23 protein-coding genes are annotated in these 23,062 nt (G+C 69.3%); 15 read left to right on the top strand and 8 right to left on the bottom strand.

Annotated elements, in window-relative coordinates:
• Positions 1-25: 25 nt before the first annotated feature.
• Complete coding sequence (locus tag ACZ7OI_RS06200) at positions 26-631, top strand: RNA polymerase sigma factor (RefSeq protein WP_470263066.1); 606 nt, start codon at positions 26-28, stop codon at positions 629-631.
• Complete coding sequence (locus ACZ7OI_RS06195; protein ID WP_470263065.1) at positions 628-1,743, top strand: hypothetical protein; 1,116 nt, start codon at positions 628-630, stop codon at positions 1,741-1,743. Before ACZ7OI_RS06200 ends, ACZ7OI_RS06195 begins: the two co-directional genes overlap by 4 nt.
• Here ACZ7OI_RS06195 and radA read toward each other — a convergent pair whose 3' ends face one another.
• A complete protein-coding gene (gene radA / locus ACZ7OI_RS06190; protein WP_470263064.1) occupies positions 1,744-3,105 on the bottom strand; it encodes a DNA repair protein RadA in 1,362 nt (453 codons plus the stop codon).
• 43 nt (positions 3,106-3,148) lie between these two features.
• The gene (locus tag ACZ7OI_RS06185; RefSeq protein ID WP_470263063.1) at positions 3,149-3,829 is read right to left on the bottom strand and encodes a copper chaperone PCu(A)C domain-containing protein; all 681 of its coding nucleotides are present in this window, start codon (positions 3,827-3,829) and stop codon (positions 3,149-3,151) included.
• A gap of 275 nt (positions 3,830-4,104) precedes the next feature.
• On the opposite strand from ACZ7OI_RS06185, the gene ACZ7OI_RS06180 reads away from it, so the two are divergent.
• From ACZ7OI_RS06180 to ACZ7OI_RS06160, 5 genes are all read left to right on the top strand, one after another.
• Positions 4,105-4,596 (top strand): CarD family transcriptional regulator, encoded by a 492-nt coding sequence (locus tag ACZ7OI_RS06180; protein WP_009084200.1) that lies wholly within the window; start codon positions 4,105-4,107, stop codon positions 4,594-4,596.
• A gap of 55 nt (positions 4,597-4,651) precedes the next feature.
• Positions 4,652-5,308 (top strand): IspD/TarI family cytidylyltransferase, encoded by a 657-nt coding sequence (locus ACZ7OI_RS06175; protein ID WP_470263062.1) that lies wholly within the window; start codon positions 4,652-4,654, stop codon positions 5,306-5,308.
• A gap of 5 nt (positions 5,309-5,313) precedes the next feature.
• Positions 5,314-5,778 (top strand): 2-C-methyl-D-erythritol 2,4-cyclodiphosphate synthase, encoded by a 465-nt coding sequence (ispF, locus tag ACZ7OI_RS06170; RefSeq protein ID WP_470263453.1) that lies wholly within the window; start codon positions 5,314-5,316, stop codon positions 5,776-5,778.
• A 191-nt stretch (positions 5,779-5,969) separates the two neighbouring features.
• Complete coding sequence (locus ACZ7OI_RS06165; protein WP_470263061.1) at positions 5,970-7,967, top strand: hypothetical protein; 1,998 nt, start codon at positions 5,970-5,972, stop codon at positions 7,965-7,967.
• Positions 7,964-9,436: a type 1 periplasmic-binding domain-containing protein gene (locus ACZ7OI_RS06160; RefSeq protein WP_470263060.1), complete on the top strand. Its 1,473-nt coding sequence runs from the start codon at positions 7,964-7,966 to the stop codon at positions 9,434-9,436. The genes ACZ7OI_RS06165 and ACZ7OI_RS06160 overlap by 4 nt, the downstream gene beginning before the upstream one ends.
• A 25-nt stretch (positions 9,437-9,461) precedes the next feature.
• On the opposite strand, the gene ACZ7OI_RS06155 is transcribed toward ACZ7OI_RS06160, so the two are convergent.
• Positions 9,462-10,022: a 2'-5' RNA ligase family protein gene (locus ACZ7OI_RS06155; RefSeq protein ID WP_470263059.1), complete on the bottom strand. Its 561-nt coding sequence runs from the start codon at positions 10,020-10,022 to the stop codon at positions 9,462-9,464.
• Between the two features lie 97 nt (positions 10,023-10,119).
• On the opposite strand from ACZ7OI_RS06155, the gene ACZ7OI_RS06150 reads away from it, so the two are divergent.
• The 8 genes from ACZ7OI_RS06150 to ACZ7OI_RS06115 all read left to right on the top strand — a co-directional run bounded on the left by ACZ7OI_RS06150 (position 10,120) and on the right by ACZ7OI_RS06115 (position 17,725).
• Positions 10,120-10,806 (top strand): HAD family hydrolase, encoded by a 687-nt coding sequence (locus ACZ7OI_RS06150; RefSeq protein WP_470263058.1) that lies wholly within the window; start codon positions 10,120-10,122, stop codon positions 10,804-10,806.
• A 44-nt stretch (positions 10,807-10,850) separates the two neighbouring features.
• A complete protein-coding gene (cysS, locus tag ACZ7OI_RS06145) occupies positions 10,851-12,236 on the top strand; it encodes a cysteine--tRNA ligase (RefSeq protein WP_470263057.1) in 1,386 nt (461 codons plus the stop codon).
• A gap of 30 nt (positions 12,237-12,266) precedes the next feature.
• Positions 12,267-13,223: a 23S rRNA (guanosine(2251)-2'-O)-methyltransferase RlmB gene (rlmB, locus tag ACZ7OI_RS06140; RefSeq protein WP_470263056.1), complete on the top strand. Its 957-nt coding sequence runs from the start codon at positions 12,267-12,269 to the stop codon at positions 13,221-13,223.
• A 36-nt stretch (positions 13,224-13,259) separates the two neighbouring features.
• Positions 13,260-13,931, top strand: coding sequence for a TetR/AcrR family transcriptional regulator (locus ACZ7OI_RS06135; protein ID WP_470263055.1), 672 nt, complete (start codon positions 13,260-13,262; stop codon positions 13,929-13,931).
• Positions 13,932-14,422: 491 nt separating this feature from the next.
• Entirely contained in the window at positions 14,423-15,856 is a 1,434-nt protein-coding gene (locus ACZ7OI_RS06130; RefSeq protein WP_470263054.1) for an MBOAT family O-acyltransferase, read from the top strand.
• A 57-nt stretch (positions 15,857-15,913) separates the two neighbouring features.
• Positions 15,914-16,432: a TFIIB-type zinc ribbon-containing protein gene (locus tag ACZ7OI_RS06125; RefSeq protein ID WP_470263053.1), complete on the top strand. Its 519-nt coding sequence runs from the start codon at positions 15,914-15,916 to the stop codon at positions 16,430-16,432.
• Positions 16,433-16,481: 49 nt separating this feature from the next.
• A complete protein-coding gene (locus tag ACZ7OI_RS06120; RefSeq protein ID WP_470263052.1) occupies positions 16,482-16,847 on the top strand; it encodes a hypothetical protein in 366 nt (121 codons plus the stop codon).
• 77 nt (positions 16,848-16,924) lie between these two features.
• A complete protein-coding gene (locus ACZ7OI_RS06115; RefSeq protein ID WP_470263051.1) occupies positions 16,925-17,725 on the top strand; it encodes a hypothetical protein in 801 nt (266 codons plus the stop codon).
• A gap of 4 nt (positions 17,726-17,729) precedes the next feature.
• Here the strand turns inward: ACZ7OI_RS06115 and ACZ7OI_RS06110 are convergent, their stop codons facing one another.
• From ACZ7OI_RS06110 to ACZ7OI_RS06090, 5 genes are read right to left on the bottom strand one after another with little or no spacing between them, the layout of a single operon-like run.
• The gene (locus ACZ7OI_RS06110; RefSeq protein WP_470263050.1) at positions 17,730-18,380 is read right to left on the bottom strand and encodes a class II aldolase/adducin family protein; all 651 of its coding nucleotides are present in this window, start codon (positions 18,378-18,380) and stop codon (positions 17,730-17,732) included.
• Positions 18,381-19,829 carry an FGGY family carbohydrate kinase gene (locus tag ACZ7OI_RS06105; RefSeq protein ID WP_470263049.1) on the bottom strand — a complete coding sequence of 483 codons (1,449 nt, stop codon included), beginning with the start codon at positions 19,827-19,829 and terminating at the stop codon, positions 18,381-18,383.
• Positions 19,826-20,866, bottom strand: a complete 1,041-nt coding sequence (locus tag ACZ7OI_RS06100) for a 2-hydroxyacid dehydrogenase (RefSeq protein ID WP_470263048.1) — start codon at positions 20,864-20,866, stop codon at positions 19,826-19,828. Before ACZ7OI_RS06100 ends, ACZ7OI_RS06105 begins: the two co-directional genes overlap by 4 nt.
• A 53-nt stretch (positions 20,867-20,919) precedes the next feature.
• Positions 20,920-21,375 (bottom strand): ribose-5-phosphate isomerase, encoded by a 456-nt coding sequence (locus ACZ7OI_RS06095; protein WP_470263047.1) that lies wholly within the window; start codon positions 21,373-21,375, stop codon positions 20,920-20,922.
• Complete coding sequence (locus ACZ7OI_RS06090) at positions 21,375-23,060, bottom strand: dihydroxyacetone kinase family protein (protein WP_470263046.1); 1,686 nt, start codon at positions 23,058-23,060, stop codon at positions 21,375-21,377. The genes ACZ7OI_RS06095 and ACZ7OI_RS06090 overlap by 1 nt, the downstream gene beginning before the upstream one ends.
• Between the last annotated feature and the right edge of the window lie 2 nt (positions 23,061-23,062).

Genomic DNA, 23,062 nt, shown 5'->3' with positions numbered 1-23,062 from the left:
GCCCGCCATGCGGGCAAGAACAGGCATGCAGGTGACCCATGACGGTCCCGAGCCGGTGGCGACCGGCCCGCAGGACCGCCCCGACCTGGGCGGGCCCGATCCAGCCCCGGCCTTCGGGCGGCTGTTCGACGCGCACGCGGCGACCATGCACCGCTACCTCGCACGCCGCGTCGGCCCGGATACCGCGCACGATCTCGTCGCCGAGACCTTCCTCGTCGCGCTGCGCCGGCGGGAGTCTTATCGACCGGACCTGGGCACCGCGCGCTCGTGGCTGTACGGGATCGCGACGAACCTGCTGCGCCACCACGTCCGCAGCGAAACCCGGGCGCTGAGAGCCACCGCGCGGCTCGCGAATTCCAGCGACCGCGGGCACGGCGGGCACGACACCCGGGTCGCCGAGCAGGTGGACGCCCAGGCCCGCACGGCCCAGCTGGCCGGCGCGCTCGCGAAGCTGAGCGTCGCCGACCGCGACACGCTGCTGCTGGTCTCGTGGGCCGGGCTGGAACCGGTCGAAGTCGCCGAGGCGCTCGGCATCCCGCCGGGCACCGTGCGTTCAAGGCTGCACCGGATCCGCAGATGGCTGCGCACCAATCCCACCGCATCGAGCCGCGAGGAGGCGAAGGAACAGTGAACGACGACACCGTGCGGCATCTGTGGTCCAACGCCGAACTCGACGAGGCTCTCGCCGCGCTGCACCCGCACGAGGCGACCACCGACCGCGCCGAACTCGGCCGGGCCCGCGCGAGCATGATGCGGGCCGCCGCGGCAGTGAGCGAAACGGACGAACCCGTTGTCCCGCAACGGAAACAGCGCTCCGGCGCGTGGCGATGGATCGCCGTGGCCGCCGCGGTCGCGCTGCTGACCGGCGGCGTGGTCGTCGTCCGGGAACTCGCCAGCGCGCCGACGACGCTGGCTCCCGCGGGCCCGGGCTCCGCTACGGACGGCCGCGAGGCGGGCGCGCCGTTCAACCACGTCGTGACCAAGTACAGCCGCACCGCGTGGGTGGAGGGCAGGAGTGCGTTCACCGTCCGGGAACAGCTGGACCTGTGGATCCCGGCAGACCCGGCCGGGATCTGGAAAGGCCGCTGGACCCGGTCCTCGCCGCCGGAGCTGATCACCGGGAAGGCACAGGACAGCACGGAGCTTCCCGGGCCGGTGCAGTTCGAGGAATCCGCACCCGGCGGACACTTCAGCAAGAAATTCCCCCGCGCGGACCGCTGGTCCGAGGCTACCCCGCCGGGCTGGAATCGCCCGACCCCGGAATTCGTCGCGAGCCTGCCGACCACACCCGACAAGCTGGCCGCTCTCCTCCTCACGGACCTCAACCCTCCGCAGTCGCCGCCCCCTCCGCAACTGCCGCCCAAGGGCGAGGGGCCGCTGCCGTTGCCGCTGACCTACAGCGGCACTCAGCAGTTCCCCAGCGGCATCAGCTATCCGGCGGCGACCGAGATGATCCTGAACGTCCTCGTTTCCGGGTACGCCTCGAGAGATCTGCGGAGCGCCTTCCTGAAAGTGATGGAGAATCCGGCCCTCGGCTTCCACCTGATACAGATCAGCCCGGACATCTCGCAGTACTCGGCGTCCACCGGCCTGTACAAGCTGCTCGTCTCGGTCAACCGGTCGCAGGTTCAGCTGACCGATATCCAGTTGATCGCCAAGACCCCCGCGGTCGGGCTCTCGCCCGGCAGCTTGGTCAGCTCCGTCCAGTTCTCCTCCGAGACCACCGACCGGGCGGGAGGCTGATCATTTCGCGTGATTGGCCGCGTTGAGCGCGCTCGCCACGTCGGGCACCTCCAGCACCCGGATCCCGTCCGGGAGCTTGCCGGAATCCGGCGGCACCAACGCGTGCGTGAAGCCCAGCCGCGCCGCCTCGGCCAGCCGGCGGGCGACGTTCGGCACCCGCCGGATCTCGCCCGCCAGCCCGACCTCGCCCACCGCCACCAGCCGCGGCGACAGCGCCACGTCGTGCAGCGACGAGGTCAGCGCGAGCACCAGCGCCAGGTCGATCGCCGGCTCGGTGATCTTCATGCCGCCGACCGTCGCGACATAGACGTCCTTGTCGCCCAGCTTCATCCGGCCGCGTTTCTCCATCACGGCGAGCACCATGGCGATCCGTGCCGAATCGAGGCCGCTCACCGCGCGCCGCGGCTGCGGCATGCCGCTGCTCGACACCAGCGCCTGCACCTCGCCCAGCAGCGGCCGCTTCCCTTCGACCGCGACGGTGACCGCGGTGCCCGGCACCGGTTCCGCCGTCCGGCTCAGGAACAGGCCGGACGGGTCCGGCACCCCGACGATGCCTCCCTCGGTGAGCTCGAAACAGCCGATCTCGTCCGCCGCGCCGAACCGGTTCTTGATGCCGCGCACCATCCGCAGCGTCGAATGCTTGTCGCCCTCGAATTGCAGCACCACGTCCACCAGGTGCTCCAGCACGCGCGGACCGGCGACCGAACCGTCCTTCGTGACATGTCCCACGAGCAAGACCGGCAGCCCGCGTTCCTTGGCCAGCGCGACGAGCCCGGAGGTGACCGCGCGGACCTGCGTCACCCCGCCCGGCGAGCCCTCCGCCTGCGGCGATGCCATGGTCTGGACCGAATCGACGATCAGCACGCCCGGCTTCACCGCGTCGACGTGCCCGAGGATCGCGGACAGATCGCTCTCCGCCGCGAGGAACATCTCACCGTGCACGTTGCCGGTGCGCTCGGCGCGCAGCCGGACCTGCCCCGCGGATTCCTCGCCCGTGACATACAGCGAACGCCCGGCCGTGGCGGCCCATTGATAGGCGACTTCGAGCAGCAGCGTGGATTTGCCGACCCCGGGTTCGCCCGCCAGCAGCACGACCGCGCCGGGGACGAGCCCACCGCCAAGCACACGGTCCAACTCCGGCACACCGGTGGCCTTCGCCCGGGCCGCCTCGACGTCGACCTCGGCGATCGGCCTCGCGGGCGCGCTCGGCGCTCCGGCGGCCACCCGCGCGATCGCCGGTTTCGCGGAACCGCGCTCCTCGAGCGTGCCCCACGCCTGGCATTCCGGGCAGCGGCCGAGCCACTTCGCCGTTTCGTACCCGCATTCCGCGCACCGGTGGACGGTGTTGCTCTTCTTCACCACGCCGCGAGGCTATCGGCGGGCACCGACAGAAACGCGGCGGCGATCAGGAGCGCGGGTGCGCCGGCGCGGCGACCGGCAGCTCGACCACGATCGGGCCCGCGTTCTGGAAAGTGAAGGTGACCTTGATCGTCGCGCCCGGCCACAGCGGCTGCTTGAGCCCCTGCAGCACGACCTTGCCGGTGCCGAGCTGGGTCGCCGCGCCGCCGTTCTCGCCCGCCTGCGGTGTGTTCGACGCCGAGTTGGGGGCGGCGTTCGACGAGCTGTTCGGAGCCGAGCTGGGCGCGCCGTTGGCGGCCGAGTTGGTCTCGGAGGCCGGGGTGCTGTTGGCCGATTCCGGCTGCGCCGGAGCGCCCTGCTCGACCGCGTCGGCCGGGCCGATCACGAGCGAGTGGCCGGCGACGATCGCCGAGTCCCCGGAGATCTGCGCGGGGCCGGAAGCGCCGTCGGACGTCACCGAGACGAGCTTGTCGTCCTTCTGGCCCTGGTTGATGACGGTGAGCGTGAGCGGGGCGGGCGAACCGGCCGCGTAGCCGGGGCCCTGCGCCGGGTACTGCACCGCGGCGTTGCGCAGCACGAGCGTCTTCACCTGGGCGTAGGTGCCGTTGACGGCGGGCTGCTGGGTGTCGGTCTGAGTGATCTGACCGGCTCCGCAACCGGCGAGCACGAGTGCGGCGCCGAGCGCCGACACGCCTGCGCCGAGCACGCGGCGATTCTGCAGCCTCACGTCAGAGTCCTTCCCTTTCACGGCCTCGTCCTTCCCGAAGACTAGCCGGGCGCTTCTCCGCGCGCGGAACCGGTGTGCGTTCCCGGGCGATCGACTGTCCACAAAGGATCCCACGGTGCCGGTCGGGGCGCTGTCGGCTCACCTGCATGAGCACGGCGAAAACGGGTTTGTCAAGCCCTGCCCAGGCCGCTGACCTGCGACGACGATCCCGGGTCGCTAGGTGGCCCACGAACAGCCGTGATAGGATGGACCTCAGCGAAAGGGGCAGAGGACACATGGTTTTCAAGGTCGGAGAGACCGTCGTCTACCCGCACCACGGTGCCGCACTCATCGAAGCCATCGAGACCCGCGTGATCAAGGGCGAGGAAAAGAAGTACCTCGTCCTCAAAGTCGCGCAAGGGGATCTTACGGTTCGCGTGCCCGCTGACAACGCCGAGATCGTCGGCGTACGCGATGTCGTCGGGCAAGAAGGACTGGACAAGGTCTTCGATGTTCTGCGTGCTCCGCACACCGAAGAGCCCACGAACTGGTCTCGTCGGTACAAGGCCAACCTGGAGAAGCTCGCCTCGGGCGATGTGAACAAGGTGGCCGAAGTGGTGCGCGACCTCTGGCGGCGAGAAAAGGACCGCGGACTTTCAGCCGGCGAGAAACGCATGCTGGCGAAGGCACGGCAAATCCTGGTCAGCGAGCTCGCGCTCGCGGAGGGCACCGACGAGGGCAAGGCGGAAACGCTCCTCGACGAGGTTCTAGAGACCGCGACGGTCTGACCCCGGGTCCTCCGGTTCGCCGCCGAGGCAACCGGTTCCCTACGATCACGACCTGATGAACCCACAGGTGCTCAGTGTCGCGTTCGTGACTGTCGCGCACCGTCCGGCCGATCCCGAGTTCGCGCTCACGGCGGTCGGCGGTGCAGCACTACTCACGCACACCGTGCGGGGGCTGCTCGGCACACCGGAGATCGATCTGGTGGTCGCCGCAGCCCCCGAGCGGTGTGCGAAGTCGTTTTCCGAGGCTTTGCACGGCCTCGAGTGCCGGGTCGTTCCCGGTGCTTCGCTCCGGCAGGTGTTCGCCTCCGTCAAGCCCATTCTTTCCCCGGACGCCGTCGTGCTGGTGCACGACGCGCTGCGGGCGTTCACTCCACAACGGACGGTCCGGCAGGTGCTGGCCGCGGTCCGGGAAGGCGCACCTGTCGCGGTGCCGGTGCTGCCGATGTCCGACACGGTGAAAACCACCGACGAATCCGGAATTGTCACCGCCACGGTGGATCGCGACGGTCTCCGCAGCGCACAAACCCCAGTTGGTTTTTCCCTTTCCGCATTCCGCTCCGCGCTCGCCGATTCCGCTGACCCCGGTCTCGCCGACACCGCGGGCGCCGCCGTCGTCCCCGGCGATCCGGACGCGATGCGCGTCGCGAGCGCCTTCGAACTCACCCTCGCCCAGGCGCTCGTCGCAGGCGGGGACCGAGAGGATCCCCTGTGACCGATCTGCGGGTAGGCAACGGCGTCGACGTCCATCCGGTCGAGCCGGGCCGGGAATGCTGGATGGCCGGGCTGCACTGGCCGGGAGTGGACGGCTGTGCGGGCCACTCCGACGGCGACGTCGCGGCACACGCCCTGTGCGACGCCCTGCTGTCCGCCGCCGGCCTCGGCGACCTCGGCGCGGTGTTCGGCACCGGCGATCCGCGCATGGACGGCGCACACGGCACCGACATGCTCGTCGAGGTGCGGGCGTTGCTGCGGGCCGAAGGCTGGCTGGTAGCCAACGCGACCGTGCAGGTCATCGGGAACCACCCGCGGATCGGGAAGCGGCGCGACGAGGCGCAGCAGGTGCTGAGCGACGCGATCGGCGGACCGGTGAGTGTCTCGGGGACGACGTCCGACGGGCTGGGCCTCACCGGCCGGGGCGAGGGCATCGCGGCGGTCGCGACCGCGCTGCTGGTGCGCGGCTGAGTTAAATTCGCTCGCCCGGAATCGTAATATTCCATTCTTCGCGATACCTGACCAGCGCTAACCGCATGGTCATCGGAAAACGATCTTCGCCGATCTCCGCCAACTTCTGCGCGGGTACCCGCGGCTCATTATAGTTATTCCGCGACGTTTGCGGCGGCAGGGAGCGGGGCCGCCCGGGCCAAAGGGGGACGATGCCCGTCGATGCGCATCGGTTGTCCGGAGTACGTTCGATCACCGGAAGGCTGGTCGAAGAACTGCTGAGCCGTCCGGGAGGACAGAGCAGACCGCTGCCGATCGCGGTCGCGCTCGGCGTGCGCGGCTCGGGGAAGTCGGCGCTGCTGGAGGAATTGCGCACCCGATGCGAGGACATCCCGCACGCGCTCGTCGATTTCGAGCGGCGCGACTGGGAGCAGATTCAGCCGCGGGAACTGCTGGGCCACTTGGCTTTCGACCTCGGCAGGCAATGGCGGCAATTCGGCCGTATCGCGTTTCCCCGGCTGTGGCTATGCATGCTCGTGCTCAGCGCGCCGGTCGAACTCGGCGACCGCAGGGCCGCGCTGCGCAAGCTCCGGGACCTGATCGCGAAAAACCAGCCGCTGGAACGCAATCGCGACGCGATCGTGGACGTCGTCAAGCTCGTCGGCGGCGTCACGTCCGGCAACAGCCTTCCCGGCTGGAACGAGGCGACCGAACTGCTGCTGCGCGGGCTCAGCTGGTACGACCGGCGGCGGCTGATGGGCAAGGTCAAGGCCATGCCGACCGGGCACGGCAATCACCAGGACTTCCTGATCGAGATCGCCAAGCACGCGCATGGCGACGAGGAAGACCGGGCGGCGGTCGACGCGATCATCTGCGACGCGTTCCTCGCCGACCTGCGCCGCGCGTACTCCGGCCTCTCCGGCACCCGCCGGACGATGAATTGCCTGGTATTGCTGGACAACGCGCACACCAAGGGCGGACAGGACTTCCTGCGCACGCTCGCCGAGTCGCGCAGGCACACGCCGGACGAGGCCGATCCGCTGGTGGTGATCGCGACGAGCCGGACGTGGAATCCGGACTGGGGCGAAAGCTGGTCGATGGTCACCGCGCATCCCGGCAGCGACCGGGAAATCCGCCGGAACCCGGAGCATCGGACGAGCGGTCTCGAATGGCCGGTGCCGCGGCTGCCCGCGCACGTGGAGACCGATTGGATCCCCGGACAGCCGGACAACCGCTGGTCCCCGTGGTATCTGCTGGAACTCGGCACGCTTTCCAGCGGCGACGTCGTCGATGTCGCCGCCGCGCACGACGTGCACCCGACGTCGCGGCTGCCGCGGTTCCTGTCCCGGCTCACCGACGGACATCCCGGCGCGGTGCGGGAGGTGCTGCACACTGTCGCCGCGCGCTACGATCCGGCCAACCCGAACACGTTGCGGGAAGCCTTGTACACCAAGGTAATCATGGAAGACGGCAGTGATTCCACTTTGCTCGCGCAGATGTGCGACTACCTGCTGCAGGACTTTTCGACCGCGAGCCGCCAGGAACTCGTCACCGCGAGCGCCGCGGTCGACGTGGAAATGCTGTTCCACAAGGAAATTCTCGATCTGCGCAATCCGATGGGCGAGGGACCGCTGTTCAAGCAGCTCGCCGATCAGCTGTGGCTGCGGGCGGATCCGGACGATCCGTCGCGCTACGTCCTGCACCCGTGGCTGCGCCGGTTGCTGCTGCGGAAGCTGGCCACGCGTGCCGACGACCACCCGTTGAACTGGGAGAAGGTGCACACGCGCTGCCGCGATTTCTACGAGAAGAACGGCCGGGTCGCCGCTGCCCGCTACCACGATCTGGCGCTCGAAAACGTCGACGCGGTGGTGACGCATCTGTGCAAACCGCTCTCCGCCGCGCACGCCGAATTCGACGTGCCGACCGCCGAAGCGTGGCTCGCCGAACTGGACACGATCACCGCCGCGCCCAACCGCCTTGTCGAGAACGCGGATCCGTACACGCAGGTGCAGCAGCGCGTCGGGGAATGGGAAGGCGAACTGGAGACCACCGTGGCGTGGCTGGTCGTTTCGCTGTGGCTGGCGCGTGATCCGCTCGGCGACCCGGGCGGCACCCTCAACGCCACGATCGAGAGCGGATTCCACCATCTGGCCCAGGGCCGGGGACGAGGATCGATGCTGCTGCACGAGCGAGCGGAGCGCTACCGATGACGCAACGGATCAAGCCGCCGCGGCCGACCTGGGCGAAGTGGCTGTGGGGCGGCGGCGCGGCGCTGCTGGTCGTGGTCATCGTCGTGGCGGCGTTCGTCGTCGTCCCGGCGATCAGCGAGGCGAACCGCACGTGCGGCACCGGCGTCGAGGAGCGCGGTGAGAATTCCGAATGCATCGGCACGACTGACGGCGAATTCGTGTTCTCGCCCGACCTCGCGGATGTGGAAAACAGAATTCATCAGGAAAACACCGAAACCGTCGGCTCCGGGAAACCGTACGTGACCATCGCGGTGCTGCTGCCGATGACGCTCACCGACCACGACATTCTCTCCCACGAATGGGTGCGGCATCAGCTCGAAGGGGCGTATGTCGCGCAGCACCGGGCCAACAAAACGCAGTCGTGGGGCAGCGTGCCGCTCGTCCGGCTGCTGCTCGCGAACCCCGGCAGCCAGCTCAAACAGTGGGAGCCGGTGGTCGACGACCTGATCGGCCGGACCGGAGCCGACCGGATCGTGGGCGTGACCGGGATCGGGCTGAGCCTCGACACCGCGCGCAGCGCCATCCAGAAGCTGTCCGACCACCGCGTCCCGGTCGTCGCCTCGCATCTGGCCGCCGACGAGTTCTCGCAGATCCCCGGGTTCCTGCGGGTGTCCCCGACCAGTTCGACCTACGGCAGTTCGATGGCGGGCTACGTGAAGCCGACCGCGCGCACCGCCACCGTCGTGCAGGACCAGAACCCCGGCGATCTGTACCCGAAGACGCTGGCCACGGCGTTCACCAAGACGTTCGCCGACGCCACGCACCGGATCGTCGGGCGCACCGAGTCCTACGACTCCAGCCTGCCCGGGATCGAGAACACGTTCCTGCAAATGATGCCCAACATCTGCGGCGACAACCCGGACGTCGTCTACTTCGCCGGCCGCGAGGACCACCTGAAGTCGTTCGTAGCGCAGCTCGCCCAGCGGCCGTGCCTCGAGAAACACCTGACCGTGCTGACCGGCGACCTCGCCCAGGTCGGCCCGCCCGGCCCGGAAATGCGCCGCGGCCTCCAGGCGAATGTCACCGTCCTCGCGCCCGGGCTCGCGCATCCGCAGGCCTGGCGCGACCACCCGGAGTCGTTCAACAAGGCGGCCGTCGCGAGCTTCGAGGAACCGGCGTGCGACGGCTGTTTCACCGCGGTCTTCCCGAGGGAACGGCTGGACGACGGCATCGCGATCCTGGCGCACGACGCGGTGCTGACCGTGGTCTGGGCCATCCGGGGCATCCCGCGGGTGTCGCCGGAGCAGGTCACCGCGCAGGACGTGCTGCAGGCCAGGAACCGGTTGCACGGACAGTCCGCGGTGCCGGGAGCGAGCGGCATGATCTCGTTCGACGACCGCGGCGACCCGGTGAACAAGGCGGTGCCGATCCTGAAGGTCCGGCTCGACGCGACGCCGGAGTTCGTGGAGCTGTACGTCTCGGCCGGTTGAGTGTCGGTCTCGAATCGCCACGCGCCTACGAATCCCGCAACGCGAACTCGATCACCGTTCGCCACGACCTCGCCCCCGCGTTGCCAGCGATCAAGCGCACCCGGTTGATCTCATCCCGGATCGGCAGCTTCGACTGCACCTCGACGGCTGCCCGCCGGAGCGCGGAATGATCGCCAAGGCGGGTGCTCCCGACAGTGAGGTGCGGGATCAGCTCGGCATGGGCACCGCCATACGGAGGACGCTCGGGGAACCTGTGCCACACCAGCTCGGTCAACGTCCGGAAGGGCTCAGCCGGGTCAGGAGCCAGCCACGCCACCTCCTTCCCGAACCAGCCAACCCTCGAGAACGCGCACTCGAACGAGCCGACCGTCGTCAGCGCCTCTCGCAAGTCTTCGACCACAGCCTCGGTGATCCGGTCCGGCGGGAGGAACGGGTAAACGACCGTGACGTGCGCCGGAACACCCCACCAGGCCGAGTGGTCCAGGACTTGCCGGTAGCTGTCCACGACCGCGTCCGCAGCCGGTACCGGCACGATCACTGCCGTCTCGGTCGTGCCGGCCAGATTGTCCAGACGCACGTCAGTCATCAGACCACGCTCGCCCCAGCACCAGGAAAGGCGCGGAGGTGAGCCGGGGACCACAAACGGGCGGCGGCGCACCCGGAATGCCGGATAAGGTTGTCGTGTGGCCATCAACGCGGTGTTGTTCGACTTCTCCGGCACTCTTTTCCGCCTTGAGCAGCAGGACGGCTGGCTCTCCGACGTCCGCGACGACGACGGTTCGGCGCTGGACGTCGAAGCCCAGACCGAGCTGATGCGGCGGATGACCGCGCCGGTCGAGCAATCCGTCGAACTGGACGACGAGCACCTGCACGCCTGGCACAACCGCGACCGCGACCCGGAGCTGCACCGGAAGGTGTACCTGGAGGTCCTGCGGCTGTCCGGCGTCCCCCGGCGCGACCAGGCCGAGGCGCTGTACGCACAGCTCATCGCCCCCGACCAGTGGACGCCGTACCCAGACACCGAGGCCGCGCTCAAGGCCGTCGCGAGCAGCGGGCGCAAGGCGGGCGTGCTGAGCAACATCGCGTTCGACATCCGGCCCGCGTTCGGCCAGCGCGGCTGGGACTCGCACGTCGCCGAGTTCACCCTGTCCTTCGAGGTCGGAGCCGTGAAGCCGGAGCCGGAGATCTTCCAGACGGCCGTCGAGCGGCTCGGCGTGCGCGCCGAGGAGACGCTGATGGTCGGCGACAGCGAAGAGGCCGACGGCGGCGCCCGTGCGCTGGGCTGCCAGTTCGCCCTGGTCGACCCGCTGCCCACGGCGGAACGGCCGGACGCGCTGCTAGGCGTGTTGCGGGAGCACGGCGTGCTCTGACGTCCTGCGACGTCTCCCACAGTGCTCCCGGTACCCTTTACCTCGTGGCTTTGCACCTGTACGACACCGCGACCCGTGCCCCTCGGGAGTTCTCTCCCGTCCGCAGCGGAACGGCGTCGATCTACGTGTGCGGGGCCACCGTGCAGGGAGTACCGCATATCGGGCACGTCCGGGGCATGCTGAATTACGACGTGCTCCGCCGCTGGCTGCTCCACAGTGGACTGGACGTGCTGCTGGTCCGCAACGTCACCGACATCGACGACAAGATCCTCGCCAAGGCCGCCGACGCCGGACGGCCGTGGTGGGAATGGGCGGCGACGCACGAGCGTGCGTTCGAGAAGGCGTACGAGGATCTCGGCTGCCTTCCGCCGTCGGTCACGCCGCGCGCGACCGGGCACGTCACGCAGATGGTCCAGCTGATGGAGCGGCTGATCGAAGCCGGGCACGCGTACGCCGTCGACGGCGACGTGTACTTCTCGGTGAAGTCGTTCCCGGAGTACGGCACGCTGTCGGGCCAGCAGCTCGACGAGGTCCAGCAGGGCGAGACGCCCACCCGCGGCAAGCGTGATTCGCGCGACTTCACGCTGTGGAAGAGCGCGAAGCCGGGCGAGCCGTCGTGGCCGACGCCGTGGGGCGACGGGCGGCCGGGCTGGCACCTGGAGTGCTCGGCGATGGCGACCAACTACCTCGGCGCCGAGTTCGACATCCACGGCGGCGGCGTCGACCTGGTGTTCCCGCACCACGAGAACGAGCGCGCGCAGTCGAACGCGGCGGGCGACGGATTCGCCCGCTACTGGCTGCACAACGCGTGGGTGACCATGTCCGGCGAGAAGATGTCGAAGTCGCTGGGCAACACGGTCGCGATCCCGGCGATGCTGGAGCGCTACCGTGCGCCCGAGCTGCGCTATTACCTGGTGCAGCCGCACTACCGGTCCACTGTCGAGTACTCCGAAGGCGCGGTTTCCGAAGCCGCGCAGGGCTACCGGCGGATCGAGGCGTTCCTGCGCCGGGCGGAGTCGGCCGGTTCGGTGGACGTCGGCCCGGTCTCCCCGGAATTCGCCGCGGCGATGGACGACGACCTGGCGACGCCGGCCGCGTTCGCCGTGGTGCACAACACGGTCCGCGACGGTAACGCCTCCCTCGACGGCGGCGACACCACGAAGGCACTCGAATTGGCCGGCACGGTCCGCGGGATGACCGCCGTGCTCGGCATCGACCCGCTGTCGCCGGACTGGGCGGACGGCGGCTCGGACACTCCCGTCCGCGACGCGCTGGGCACGCTCGTGGAAGCCCTCCTGGCCGAACGCCAGGAGGCCCGTGCGGCGAAGGACTTCGCCCGCGCGGACGCCGCCCGCGACCGTCTCGTGGCGGCGGGGATCGCGGTGGAAGACACCCCGAACGGTCCGCAATGGACAGTCAGGAACTCCTGACTTCCTCGCGGCAGCAGAGATTGAGGATTCATGGCAGGCAACTCACAGCGCAAAGGTGCCATCCGCAAGACCGGCACCAAGAAGGGCGCCGTCGTCGGTTCGGGCGGGCAGCGGCGCAAGGCGCTCGAGGGCAAGGGCCCGACGCCGAAGGCCGAGGACCGGCCAGGGCACAAGGCGTATCGCGCTGCCAACGCCGCCACCAAGCGTGACCAGGCCCGGCAGAAGAAGGCCGACCGGCCGGAGCTGATCGCCGGCCGCAACCCGGTCGTCGAGGCGCTGCGCGCGGACGTGCCGGGCACGGCGCTGTACGTCGCGCTCAACATCGACATCGACGACCGGGTCAACGAGGCCGTCCGGCTCGCGGGCGACAAGGGCATCTCGATCCTGGAGATCCCGCGCGAGGAGCTGGACCGCAAGACCAACCGGGCGATGCACCAGGGCCTCGGCCTGCAGGTGCCGCCGTTCGAGTACGCGCACCCCGACGACCTGATGCAGGCCGCGCGCGACTCGGGCAACACCCCGCTGTTCGTCGCGCTCGACGGCGTCACCGACCCGCGCAACCTGGGCGCGGTGATCCGGTCGGCCGCGGCGTTCGGTGCGCAGGGCGTCCTGTTGCCGGAACGCCGCAGCGCCGGAATGACCGCGGTCGCATGGCGCACGAGCGCCGGCACCGCGGCGAAGCTGCCGATCGCGGTCGCCACGAACCTCACGCGCCAGCTGCGTGCGTGGGCGTCGAAGGGCCTGATGGTCGTCGGCCTCGACGCCGACGGCACGGTCGACATCGACGCCCTCGACCTGGCGGCGGACCCGCTGGTCATCGTGCTCGGCTCGGAGGGCCGCGGCCTTTCCCGGCTGGTCCGCGAGACCTGCGACGCGACGGTGTCGATCCCGATGGCGGCCGGCGTGGAATCGCTGAACGCCTCGGTCGCCGCCGGCGTTCTGCTGGCCGAGGTCGCCCGCCGCCGCCGGATCGCCGGACGCGTCTGATTTCACTGGAATCACGGGCCTGTTATCGTCGATAACATGCCCGACGACGCCCGCGCCCGCATCATCAAGGCCGCTCTGGACCTGCTGTCCAGCGGCGGCCCGGACGCGGTGTCGACCCGCGCGGTGAGCTCCGCGGCAGGCGTCCAGCCGCCGACGATTTATCGGCTGTTCGGCGACAAGGACGGCCTGCTGGACGCCATCACCGTCCAGGGCTACGCCGACTATCTGGAAGCGAAAACGGCCCAGCCCCCCGCAGACGATCCGCTTGAGGACTTGCGGCGGGGCTGGGACCAGCATCTGGAGTTCGGCCTGGCCAATCCGGCGCTGTACCTGCTGATGACCACCCGCCCTGGCCCCTCCCCGGCTTTGGAGAAGTCGCTGGAGGTCCTCTCGGCGCGAGTCAGCCGCATCGCCGAAGCCGGACGGCTCCGGGTGCCGGAACCCCTGGCGGCGGCCTTGATCCACGCCGCCGGGTCCGGGGCGACGTTGAGCCTGATCACCACTCCGCCGGAGTCCCGCGACCTGGCGGTATCGGCCGCGGCCCGGGAAGCGGTGATCGCCGCGATCAGCACGGATCGGCCGGTGTCCCGTGCTCCTGGGCCAACTGCGGCGGCGATGGCGTTGCGGGCGGTGTTGCCGCAGGTGTCGGGGTTGAGCGAGGCGGAGAAGGCGTTGATGGGCGAGTGGTTGGGGCGGATCACCGACTGAGCCCGCCGGAGCATCTCTTCTGGCTCACCCCGGCGGGACTCTCGTGTTGCTATCGCTCAGCCGCCCGGACCGCCGCCGTATCTGCACGGCCACCGCCCTTTCGCTCAGCTGCCGCAACCGCTGCCCTCGCGCTGGCGCCTCGCACGCCCATCACTCTCCCGCTCCGCTGCCCCAACCGCAGCTCCGCGCACTAGCGCCTCGCACGCCCATCACTCTTCCGCTCCGCTGCCCCAACCACAGCCCCGCGCACTGCCATATCGCGCGCCCACCGCCGCCCTTCCACCCAGCCGCCGCCCCTGGTCGCCACCCGCCCATGGGATTCCCCCGGCCCCGGCGCACCTTCACCGGCCGCCCACTTCCCCACCGCGAGGGGCGCAATCCACCCAAATCCGTCACCCTCAGTGATTCGTGCTGTGATCCGTCGGGCATCGCCCCGCGGAGCCACCCGCTCGGGCTAAGGTCTCCTCCGGAACCGAGGGGGTCCGTCACCGATGTCGTTCGTTTCGCCGCTGTTCTTGTGGTACTTCATGCCCGCGGTGCTGATCGCGGTCCTGGCGTGCCCGCGCAGCTGGCGCAACGGCATCGTCGCGGTCGCGAGCCTGCTGTTCTACACGATCGGCGCCGGCCCGTACCTCTTCCTGCTGCTGCTCTGCATGGCGGTGAACTTCCTCGCCGGCCCGGCGCTGGAACCCAGCCCGTGGGACGTCCGGGGGAAGCGCCGGAAGCGGATCCTGATCGGCGTCATCACGCTCGACGTGCTCGTGCTCGTCATCTGGAAGTACGCCGGTTTCGCGACGCAGCAGATCGCGGCCGTCGCGCACTGGTTCGGCGGCGACCTGGGCGTCGCGAACATCGTGGTGCCGATCGGCATTTCCTTCTACACCTTCCACCACATCTCGTACGTGGTGGACATCTACCGAGGCGAGCGGCACGCACTGCGCAACCCGGTGTCGTTCGCCGCCTACATCGCGATGTTCCCGCAACTCGTGGCGGGTCCCATCGTGCGGTACCGCGAGATCGCCGACCAGCTTCCGCAGCGGCGTTCGCACCGTCTGGACGACATCGCCGCGGGCTTCCCGAGGTTCGCGCTGGGCCTGTGCAAGAAGTCGATCATCGCCGACTCGCTCAGCCCGATGGTCGAAGCCTGCTTCTCGACCCCGGCGAACCAGATGACGTTCACGACGGCCTGGCTCGGCGCGATCGGCTACACCCTGCAGTTGTTCTTCGACTTCTCCGGTTATTCGGACATGGCGATCGGCCTCGGCCGCATGCTCGGCTTCCGGCTGCCGGAGAACTTCGCCCGCCCGTACTCGTCGGTGACGATCACGGAGTTCTGGCGCCGCTGGCACATGTCGCTGTCGCGCTGGTTCCGCGACTACGTCTACATCCCGCTGGGCGGGAACCGTTCAGGTGCCGGAAAGACGTACCGGAACCTGTCGATCGTCTTCGTGCTGACGGGTTTCTGGCACGGCGCGCAATGGACGTTCCTGATCTGGGGCTGCTACCACGGCGCGCTCTTGGTCATCGAACGCCGCTTCCGCCTCGGCGACTCCCCGACCGGCCCGGTGGCCCGCATCGCCCGCCGAGTGCTGACGCTGATCCTCGTGGTGTTCGGCTGGGTTTTCTTCCGCTCAGCCGACCTCGGCCACGCGTTGTCGATGATCGGCCACATGCTGATCCCCGACTTCGGCGGATTGGGCGACGTCGTGGAAAGCGCGCTCACGAACCAGCGGCTGGTGATCCTGCTGCTGGCGCTGATCGTGTTCATCCTCCCGGCGCACCCGGTGACCGGCCCGCTGCTGGAATCGTCCCGAAGCCGCGGAGCGACGGCGCTGCGGATCGGGGTCATGACGGTGGGGCTGGTCTACGCGGCGATCTTGGTGGCTACCGGGACTTTCAGCCCGTTCCTGTACTACCAGTTCTGATCGCAGAACTGCTTATTCCGGTTGCCGTCTCGGACAGGCGAACGTCAGGATTCCTGGATGGGGCACGACGGCGCGGAGCGGTTTCGGGACCAGCAGCTGTGGGCGTGGGATTTCACCGCCGATGACGTGCTGGTTCGTTGTCCTCGTTGTGCGCACTGCGCGAAAGTCGTCGTAGTACCAGGCACGCCGATGACCGAGAAACCTCTGTTCGCCCCTCGGCGGCTGGTGTGCGGTCGTTGTGGTCACGCCCAGGATGCGCGAAACCGCGTTCAGCCCGCGCCAGCTCCGCCGGGGAACGCGCGTGATCCTTTCCTGCAGCGCCCGTTGTGGCTGCAAGCCGACTTCGACGAGCATGTGCTGTGGGCCTACAACGAACGACACCTGGACTACCTCGAAGCCTATGTCGCCGCTCGGCTTCGGGAGCAGCAGTTGCCTGCTGACGGCGGGGGTCTACCCCTCATGACCATGCTCGCCACGCTGCCCGCCTGGCTGAAGGCCGCGAAGAACCGCGAGCGGATCTTGCGCCGCATCGCCCGGATGCGCGCGACTCTCCGGTCTTCGGCGCCTGACGACTGATCCGTCGCGGGTAAGCTTCACTCATCGCCCTGACGGAAGGCCCGGAACGATGACCGACTCGACCGAGCCACCGGATTTGGCTTCCACTCCGAACGTGATCCCGTACGTCGACCCGCACGACGGGCCTCGCCGATTGCTCACGATCGACATTTCCACGCATATTTTCCACGCCGGCGCGTACATCCCGTTCGCGGGGATCGACGGTCGGCAGTACGTCGTTTCCTGGGGTGCGGTGTCGTTCGAGATTCCCGCTGACCGCAACGTGCATGTCAGCGTGCACCTGCAGAGCAACGGCGGGGCGGGTTACACGCCGTCGCCGTTCGCGTCGATCATTTTGTACCCGAATCCGTTGCCGCAACGGCTGGCGACCCAGTTCGCACGGGCGGGCATGGGGGCGCTAGTCCCGCTACCGTAGGAGCACCACGGAGGGGGGAAATTATGGGCTATCCAGGCACGCCCGGACCAACTACCCAGGCACGGAACCTTGCCCTGGTGCTCGCGGGAGCGCTCGGACTCAGCGAGATAGTCGTGCTGTGGGCCGAAGCCGCAACCATGATCAACCACGGTTGGGACAGCGGCAGTTACGTGCATCCGCTGCTGGCCGTGCTGGGTATCGCGGTGCTGCCCGGAGCGGCATTACTCGCGACACGCGGTCTGCGCCCGGCGCGTTTTCTCGTCGTACCTGCGGTTGTGCAAGCGGTGGTGGCAATTGTTTCGTTGTCGCGCGTGCTCTCGCGGCACGTGCTTGCCGTCGTGGAACTTCAGACGGCGATTGCGACCATTGTCGCCGGGCTGACGGCGATCGCGATGCTGCTGCCTCCGGTCGCCAAGATGCTTCCGGGCACGCAGCCTGCCGGAGCGGGCTACGGTCCGGCGGCCTGGACGACACCGGGCGCGCAGTTCACGCCGCAGGGATACGCCGGACAGGTTCCGCAAGCCGGGTACGCGCCTCAGCCGGGCGCAGCGTACCCGGGACAACCCGGGGTTCCGCTGCAGTCCGGGGTTCCCGCGCAACCTGGATTCCCGCCACAGCCCGGATTTCCCGCGCAGCCAGGATTTCCGCCACAGGCCGGGACTCCCGCACAACCCGGATTCCCGCCACAACCCGGTGCTCCGTCCCAGACTGGGTACCCGGCCCCGCCCGGGCCGGGGAATCCCTTGCCCCAGAACGGCTACTCGGCGCAACCCTCTCCGCCCCAGCCCGGCTATCCGCCGCAGACTGGGTATCCGCAACAGCCCGGGTATCAGCCGGGCCAGGGCGGGCAGCAAGGCGGGCCGCCGCCCTCGCACTAATCATTCAGCGTTGGCCGTATCCCTTCAGTTTCTCCACCACATGCTCGATTTCCGCTGGCGGCAACAGATTCGGCGTACCGGCGGAGCGGGCCAGCAGCCACACCTGGCAGACCCATTCCAATTGCTGAGCGCGGCTATACGCACTCGACAACGAGTCGCCATAGGTAATCGTCCCGTGGTTTGCCAGGAGGCAGCCTCGGCGATCGTCCAAGGCTTGCAGCATCGCGTCGGCAAGCTCGGTGGTGCCGTAGGTCGAGTAGGGGGCCACCCTCGCCGTGGGACCGATGGCCGCGAGCATGTAGTGGATCGGCGGGACCTCGGTGACCAAAGTGGACACTGCGGTGGCGTGCACCGAATGCGTGTGCACCACCGCATTCACCGGAGCGGATTCCGGATCGGCGGCTCGGGTGTACACGGCCAAGTGCATCGGGAGTTCGCTGGTCGGCTTCAGAGAACCATCGGCGAGGGTGCCGTCGAGGTCAACCACGGGGATGTCGGCGGGTGTGAGGGCGGCGTAGTCGACGCCGGTCGGGGTTACGGCGACCAGGTCGCCTGCCCGCGCGGACACGTTGCCTGACGTGCCGACGACCAGGCCGTCGGTGGTCAGGCGGCGGGCGTACTCGCACACTGCGGCACGCTCGTTCTCCAGGATCATTCACAGCCTCCACAGTCCGCGCGCGGCAGACAGGGAAGCCTGGTAGTCGGCGTAACCGCGCTCGTAATCAGCCACATTTTCGGGCTGGGCCTCGACCGTTCGCGAGTTCGCGGCCCAGCGATCCCGATCGTACGGCCTTCCCAGCGCATCCGCGGCGGTGAGCACAGCACCGCGGGCGCCGACGCCAGGATCGCTCGGGATCACGACCGGACGGCCGAGCACATCGGCGAAAATCTGCAGCCATTCGGGCGAGCGGACTCCTCCGCCGCAGGCGTAGAGCTGACCCGACAGCCCGGCCGCTTCAAAGCAATGCCGCGCGGCGTAAGCGATCGACTCACACAGCGCCCGGACCAGGTCGGCTCGGCCGGCTTCCAGGCTCAGCCCAGAGAATTGGGCGCGAGCTCCAGCGTCGACGAATGGCGCGCGTTCGCCGGAGACCGAGAGGAACGGCAGCGCGCGTACTCCGCGAGCACCCGGTTTGCTGCTTGCCAGTAGCGGGTCGATTTCTTCGACGCTGATGCCCAGCAACTCGCAGGCCCAGTCAATCCCGGCCGTGCCGACCATAGCGGGCATCGCGTGCAGGTACTCGTTTTCGTCGGGCGTGCACAAGAACATGCCCGCCGGTTCCGCTTCGGGGTCGAAAGCGGGGTCGGAGGTGAGCACCTGGCAGGCGAGCGTGGTCCCGGCGGTGAGGATTCCGTCGCCCGGTTTCCTTACGCCAGCACCGATTGCGCTCGCTGGCAGGTCGAAAGGCCCCGCGGTGACGGGCAAACCCACCGGCAGCCCGAGAAGCTCGGCACCGCGCCGGTCGAGCCGGAACACCGACTTCGCCGGAGCTGGTTTCGCGAACAACGAACGGCGATGTCCCAGCCCGCAGGCCTCGATCGCGCCGTCGTCGTAGCTGCGGGTGGCCGGGTTCAGGAACGGCAGCGACGCATCCGAGACGTCGACCGTGATCTCGCCGGTGAGCCGCTGCAACACCGCATCTACGCAGTAGCCGGCCACCGCGGCGCGGTCGAGCACCTCGGGCTCATGGGTGTCCAAATAGGACATGATGGCCGCGGTGCAGCCGGGGAACATGCCGGAACCGGTGCGGCGGAAGACTTCCGCGGTCACGCCGTCGGCCTGCCATTTCGCGAGCACCGTGTTCGCCCGGCCGTCGAGCCACGAGATGGCCGGGTGCACCGCGGCACCTGCCTCGTCGCGGAGCCAGAGGCCGTCGCCCTGTCCGGTCAATGCCAACGCGGACACCGGCTCGGGCAGCACGGCCGCGACCTCGCGCACCACCTTCGCGACCGTGCCGACGACCTGGTCGAGGTCCTGCTCGACCCGGCCGCCTGGAAGGTGGTGCACCTCGGACGGCGTGCACGCGCTCGCGATGGAGCTGCCGTCCTCGTCGAACACCACGGCCTTGGTGAGCGACGTCCCGATGTCGACCCCGACTATCACGGCCGTCGCTCCAGCACCTCGGGATTCGCGAGGTTGGCGAGCTGCTCGCCGCGCGCGTACCGGCCGACCTCCGCCGCGACGATCGCGGCCGCCCGTTCAGCCGTCTGCTTGCTGGCACCGGCGAGATGCGGGGTCGCGACCACGTTCGGCGCATCGCGCAGCGCCCAGGCCGCCGGCGGCGGCTCGACGTCGTAAACGTCCAGCGCGAGCGCGCCGAGCCGACCGGAGCGCAGGGCTTCGGGCAGCGGCGCGTAGTCGAGCAGACCACCGCGGGCGGTGTTCACGAGGACCGCGCCCTCCGGCAGGAGAGCGAGTTTGCTCGCGTTGATGAGGTGCCGGGTTTCCTCGGTGAGCCGTGCGTGCAGGCTCACGACTCGGCTCTGCCGGAGCAGGTCGTCAAGCTCGACAAGCTGTGCGCCATCGGCCGCTACCGCGGCCCGGTCGGCGTAGGGGTCGGCCACCAGGACGTTCGCCCCGAACGCGACCAGCACCTTGGTGACCCGGGATCCGATCGCGCCGTATCCGACGAGGCCGACAGTGGTGCCGCCCAGTTCGAGCCCGGCCTGGTCGTAGGCGTAGTAATCGCCGCGCCAGGTGCCGGCGAGCAGCTCGGCCGAGGACGTCGAGATCCGCCGCATCGCGGCGAGGATCATGCCGACCGCGAACTCGGCCGCCGCGCCCGCGTTGCGTCCTGGCGCGTAGGTGACGGCGACGCCTGCCTCAGTGGCGGCCGTGAGGTCGACGTTCACCGGCCCGCCCCGGCACACCGACACGAGCTTGAGCGCCGGCGCGGCGGCGAAGACCTTCTTGGTGAACGGAGCCATCTGCGTGACGACGGCCTCGGCACCGGCGAGTGCCTCGATCACCTGGTCTTCGGTACCGCTGGCCTCCAGCACGTTGCCGACCGGCCCGAACGGCTCGACCGGCCACGGCAGCGTCAGCCCGGCGACCTCGTGGTCGCCGCCGAGTTCCGTGCGGACGGCTCCGGCCAGCAGGCCGGGGCTGACGAAGTGGTCTCCCGCAGCGAGAATGTGCAACTCTGCTCCCTCACTCGCTCTGTGCCGATTGTGCGCCACGACGGACGCCTTGGTCAGTGGGCGTTCTCGTATTCGGTGATGTGCGCGACCTTGGTCGCGCTGGCCGACGCGGGGTCGAAGCGGTACCCGACCCATTCGGCCACGATCTTCTTCGCCACCTCAGGGCCGATCGCGCGCGCTCCGAAGGTGATCACCTGGCAGTCGTTCGATTTGATCGACCGCTCGGCGGAGTACGAATCGTGCGCGACCGTCGCCCGTACGCCGGGCACCTTGTTCGCCGAAATCGCCATGCCGATGCCGGTGCCGCAAACGAGGACGCCACGGTCTGCGTCGCCGCGGGCGATCGCTTCCGCCGCGGCCAGCCCGAGCAACGGGTACGCCCGGTCGTCCGCCGCGTCCGTCACCCCGAGGTCGGTCACCTCGGTGACTCGTTCGTCGGCTTGAAGCAGGTCGCGCAGCTGATTCTTCAGTTCTACCCCGGCGTTGTCCGCCGCCACCACGATGCGCATCAGTCCGCGCTCCTTTCCAGCTCCTCGCCGACAGCCGTGACCAGCAGCGAGAACGACACCGCGCCTGGATCCGAATGACCCTCGCTCCGTTGCGCGAGCCGCGCCGCGCGCCCCTTCGCCGGACGCAAATGCGCGGTCTCCTGCGCGGCTACGACAGCCGCTCCGGCGGCTTTCCGCCACGCCTGCACTACCTCCGAGCCCACCTGCTCTCGCAGCGTGGCCCGGAACGGCTCGATCGCGTCGAGCATTGTCTTGTCACCTGGTTCGGCCTTGCCCAGCTCGCAGAACGCCCGAACCGCGCCGTCGACCGCGTCGGCGAGCATTGCCGTGGTGATGTCGTCGGCAGCTACGCCGCTGAGACCGGCTCCGGTTTCCGCCAGCAGCACGCCGTACAACGCGCCCGAGGCACCGCCAGCCGCATCGGCGAACGCGGTGCCAGCGGCCAGCAGCGCACCGGAGACCGTGTCCGGCTCGCGTCGCGCGGCAGCGACCGCGGCGCGCATTCCGCGGGTCATGCCGAGCCCGTGGTCTCCGTCCGCGGCCACTGCGTCGAGCCTGCCCAGCTCGGCTTCGTTCTCCTCGATGCTGCGCAAAGCCGCGGTGAGCACCCGGTCGACGACACTGGTTCCCGGAGCCTCCGCGGTCAGCAGTTCGTCCACTGTGGACTCAAGCTCGACCGTGGTCAGCTCGGCGCCCTTGGTGCGATAGCCCGGAGTGTCGCACGGCGCGGAGTACAACTCGGCCAATTCGTCGTCCAGCACCAGGATCGACAGCGAAACCCCGGCCATGTCGAGCGACGTCACGAACTCCCCGACCTCGGAGTGCACCGGACTGAGCCCGGCCTGGGCGAGCCGTTCGTGCACGCGGGTGTAGGTGACGAACATTTCCTCGTATTTGGTGCGGCCGAGCCCGTTCACCAGCACGACCACCCGGCCGTCGCCGTCAGGAAGCTCCGGCAGGAGGCCGTCGACCAGTTCGTCCGCCAGCTCCGCCGCGGACAACCGACCGACCGTGCGCACGCCCGGTTCGCCGTGGATTCCGAGGCCCAGCTCCATTTCCTGGTCCGCGACAGTGAACAGGGGCGCGTCCGCACCGGGCAGCGTGCAGCCGCCGAACGCGACGCCGAACGTCCGCGTGCGAGCGTTCGCCTTCGCCGCGACCTCGTGCACCGCGTCGAGGCTGTAGCCGCGTTCCGCCGCCGCGCCCGCGATCTTGAAGACCAGGAAATCGCCCGCGACGCCGCGACGGCGCTCCGGTTCAGTCGCCGGGCCGCTCGCGATGTCGTCGGTGACCAGGATGGTGCGGCTCGGGATGCCCTCCGCCGCCAGCCTGCGGGCGGCGAGTCCGAAGTGGAGCACGTCGCCTTGGTAATTGCCGAAGCCGAAGAGGACGCCGGCGCCGTTGTCCGCCGCCCGCGCCGTGCGGTAGACCTGCTCGGCACTCGGGCTCGTGAACACGTCTCCGACCACCGCGCCGTCCGCCAGGCCAGGGCCGACGAGCCCGGCGAACGCCGGGTAGTGCCCGCATCCGCCGCCGATCACGACCGCGACCTTCGGGCTCGCCGGAGCCTCGCGGCGGACGACGCCGTAAGCGTCCGGCACCTTCTGGACTGTGCGGCCGTACGCGGTGACGAACCCGTCCAGCCACTGCCGCTTGAACGTGTCCGGGGAACCCAAGGTGGTCATGG

It is taken from the genome of Amycolatopsis sp. NPDC114503 (assembly GCF_055633655.1).
This window is presented reverse-complemented; position numbering and strand designations above follow the sequence as displayed.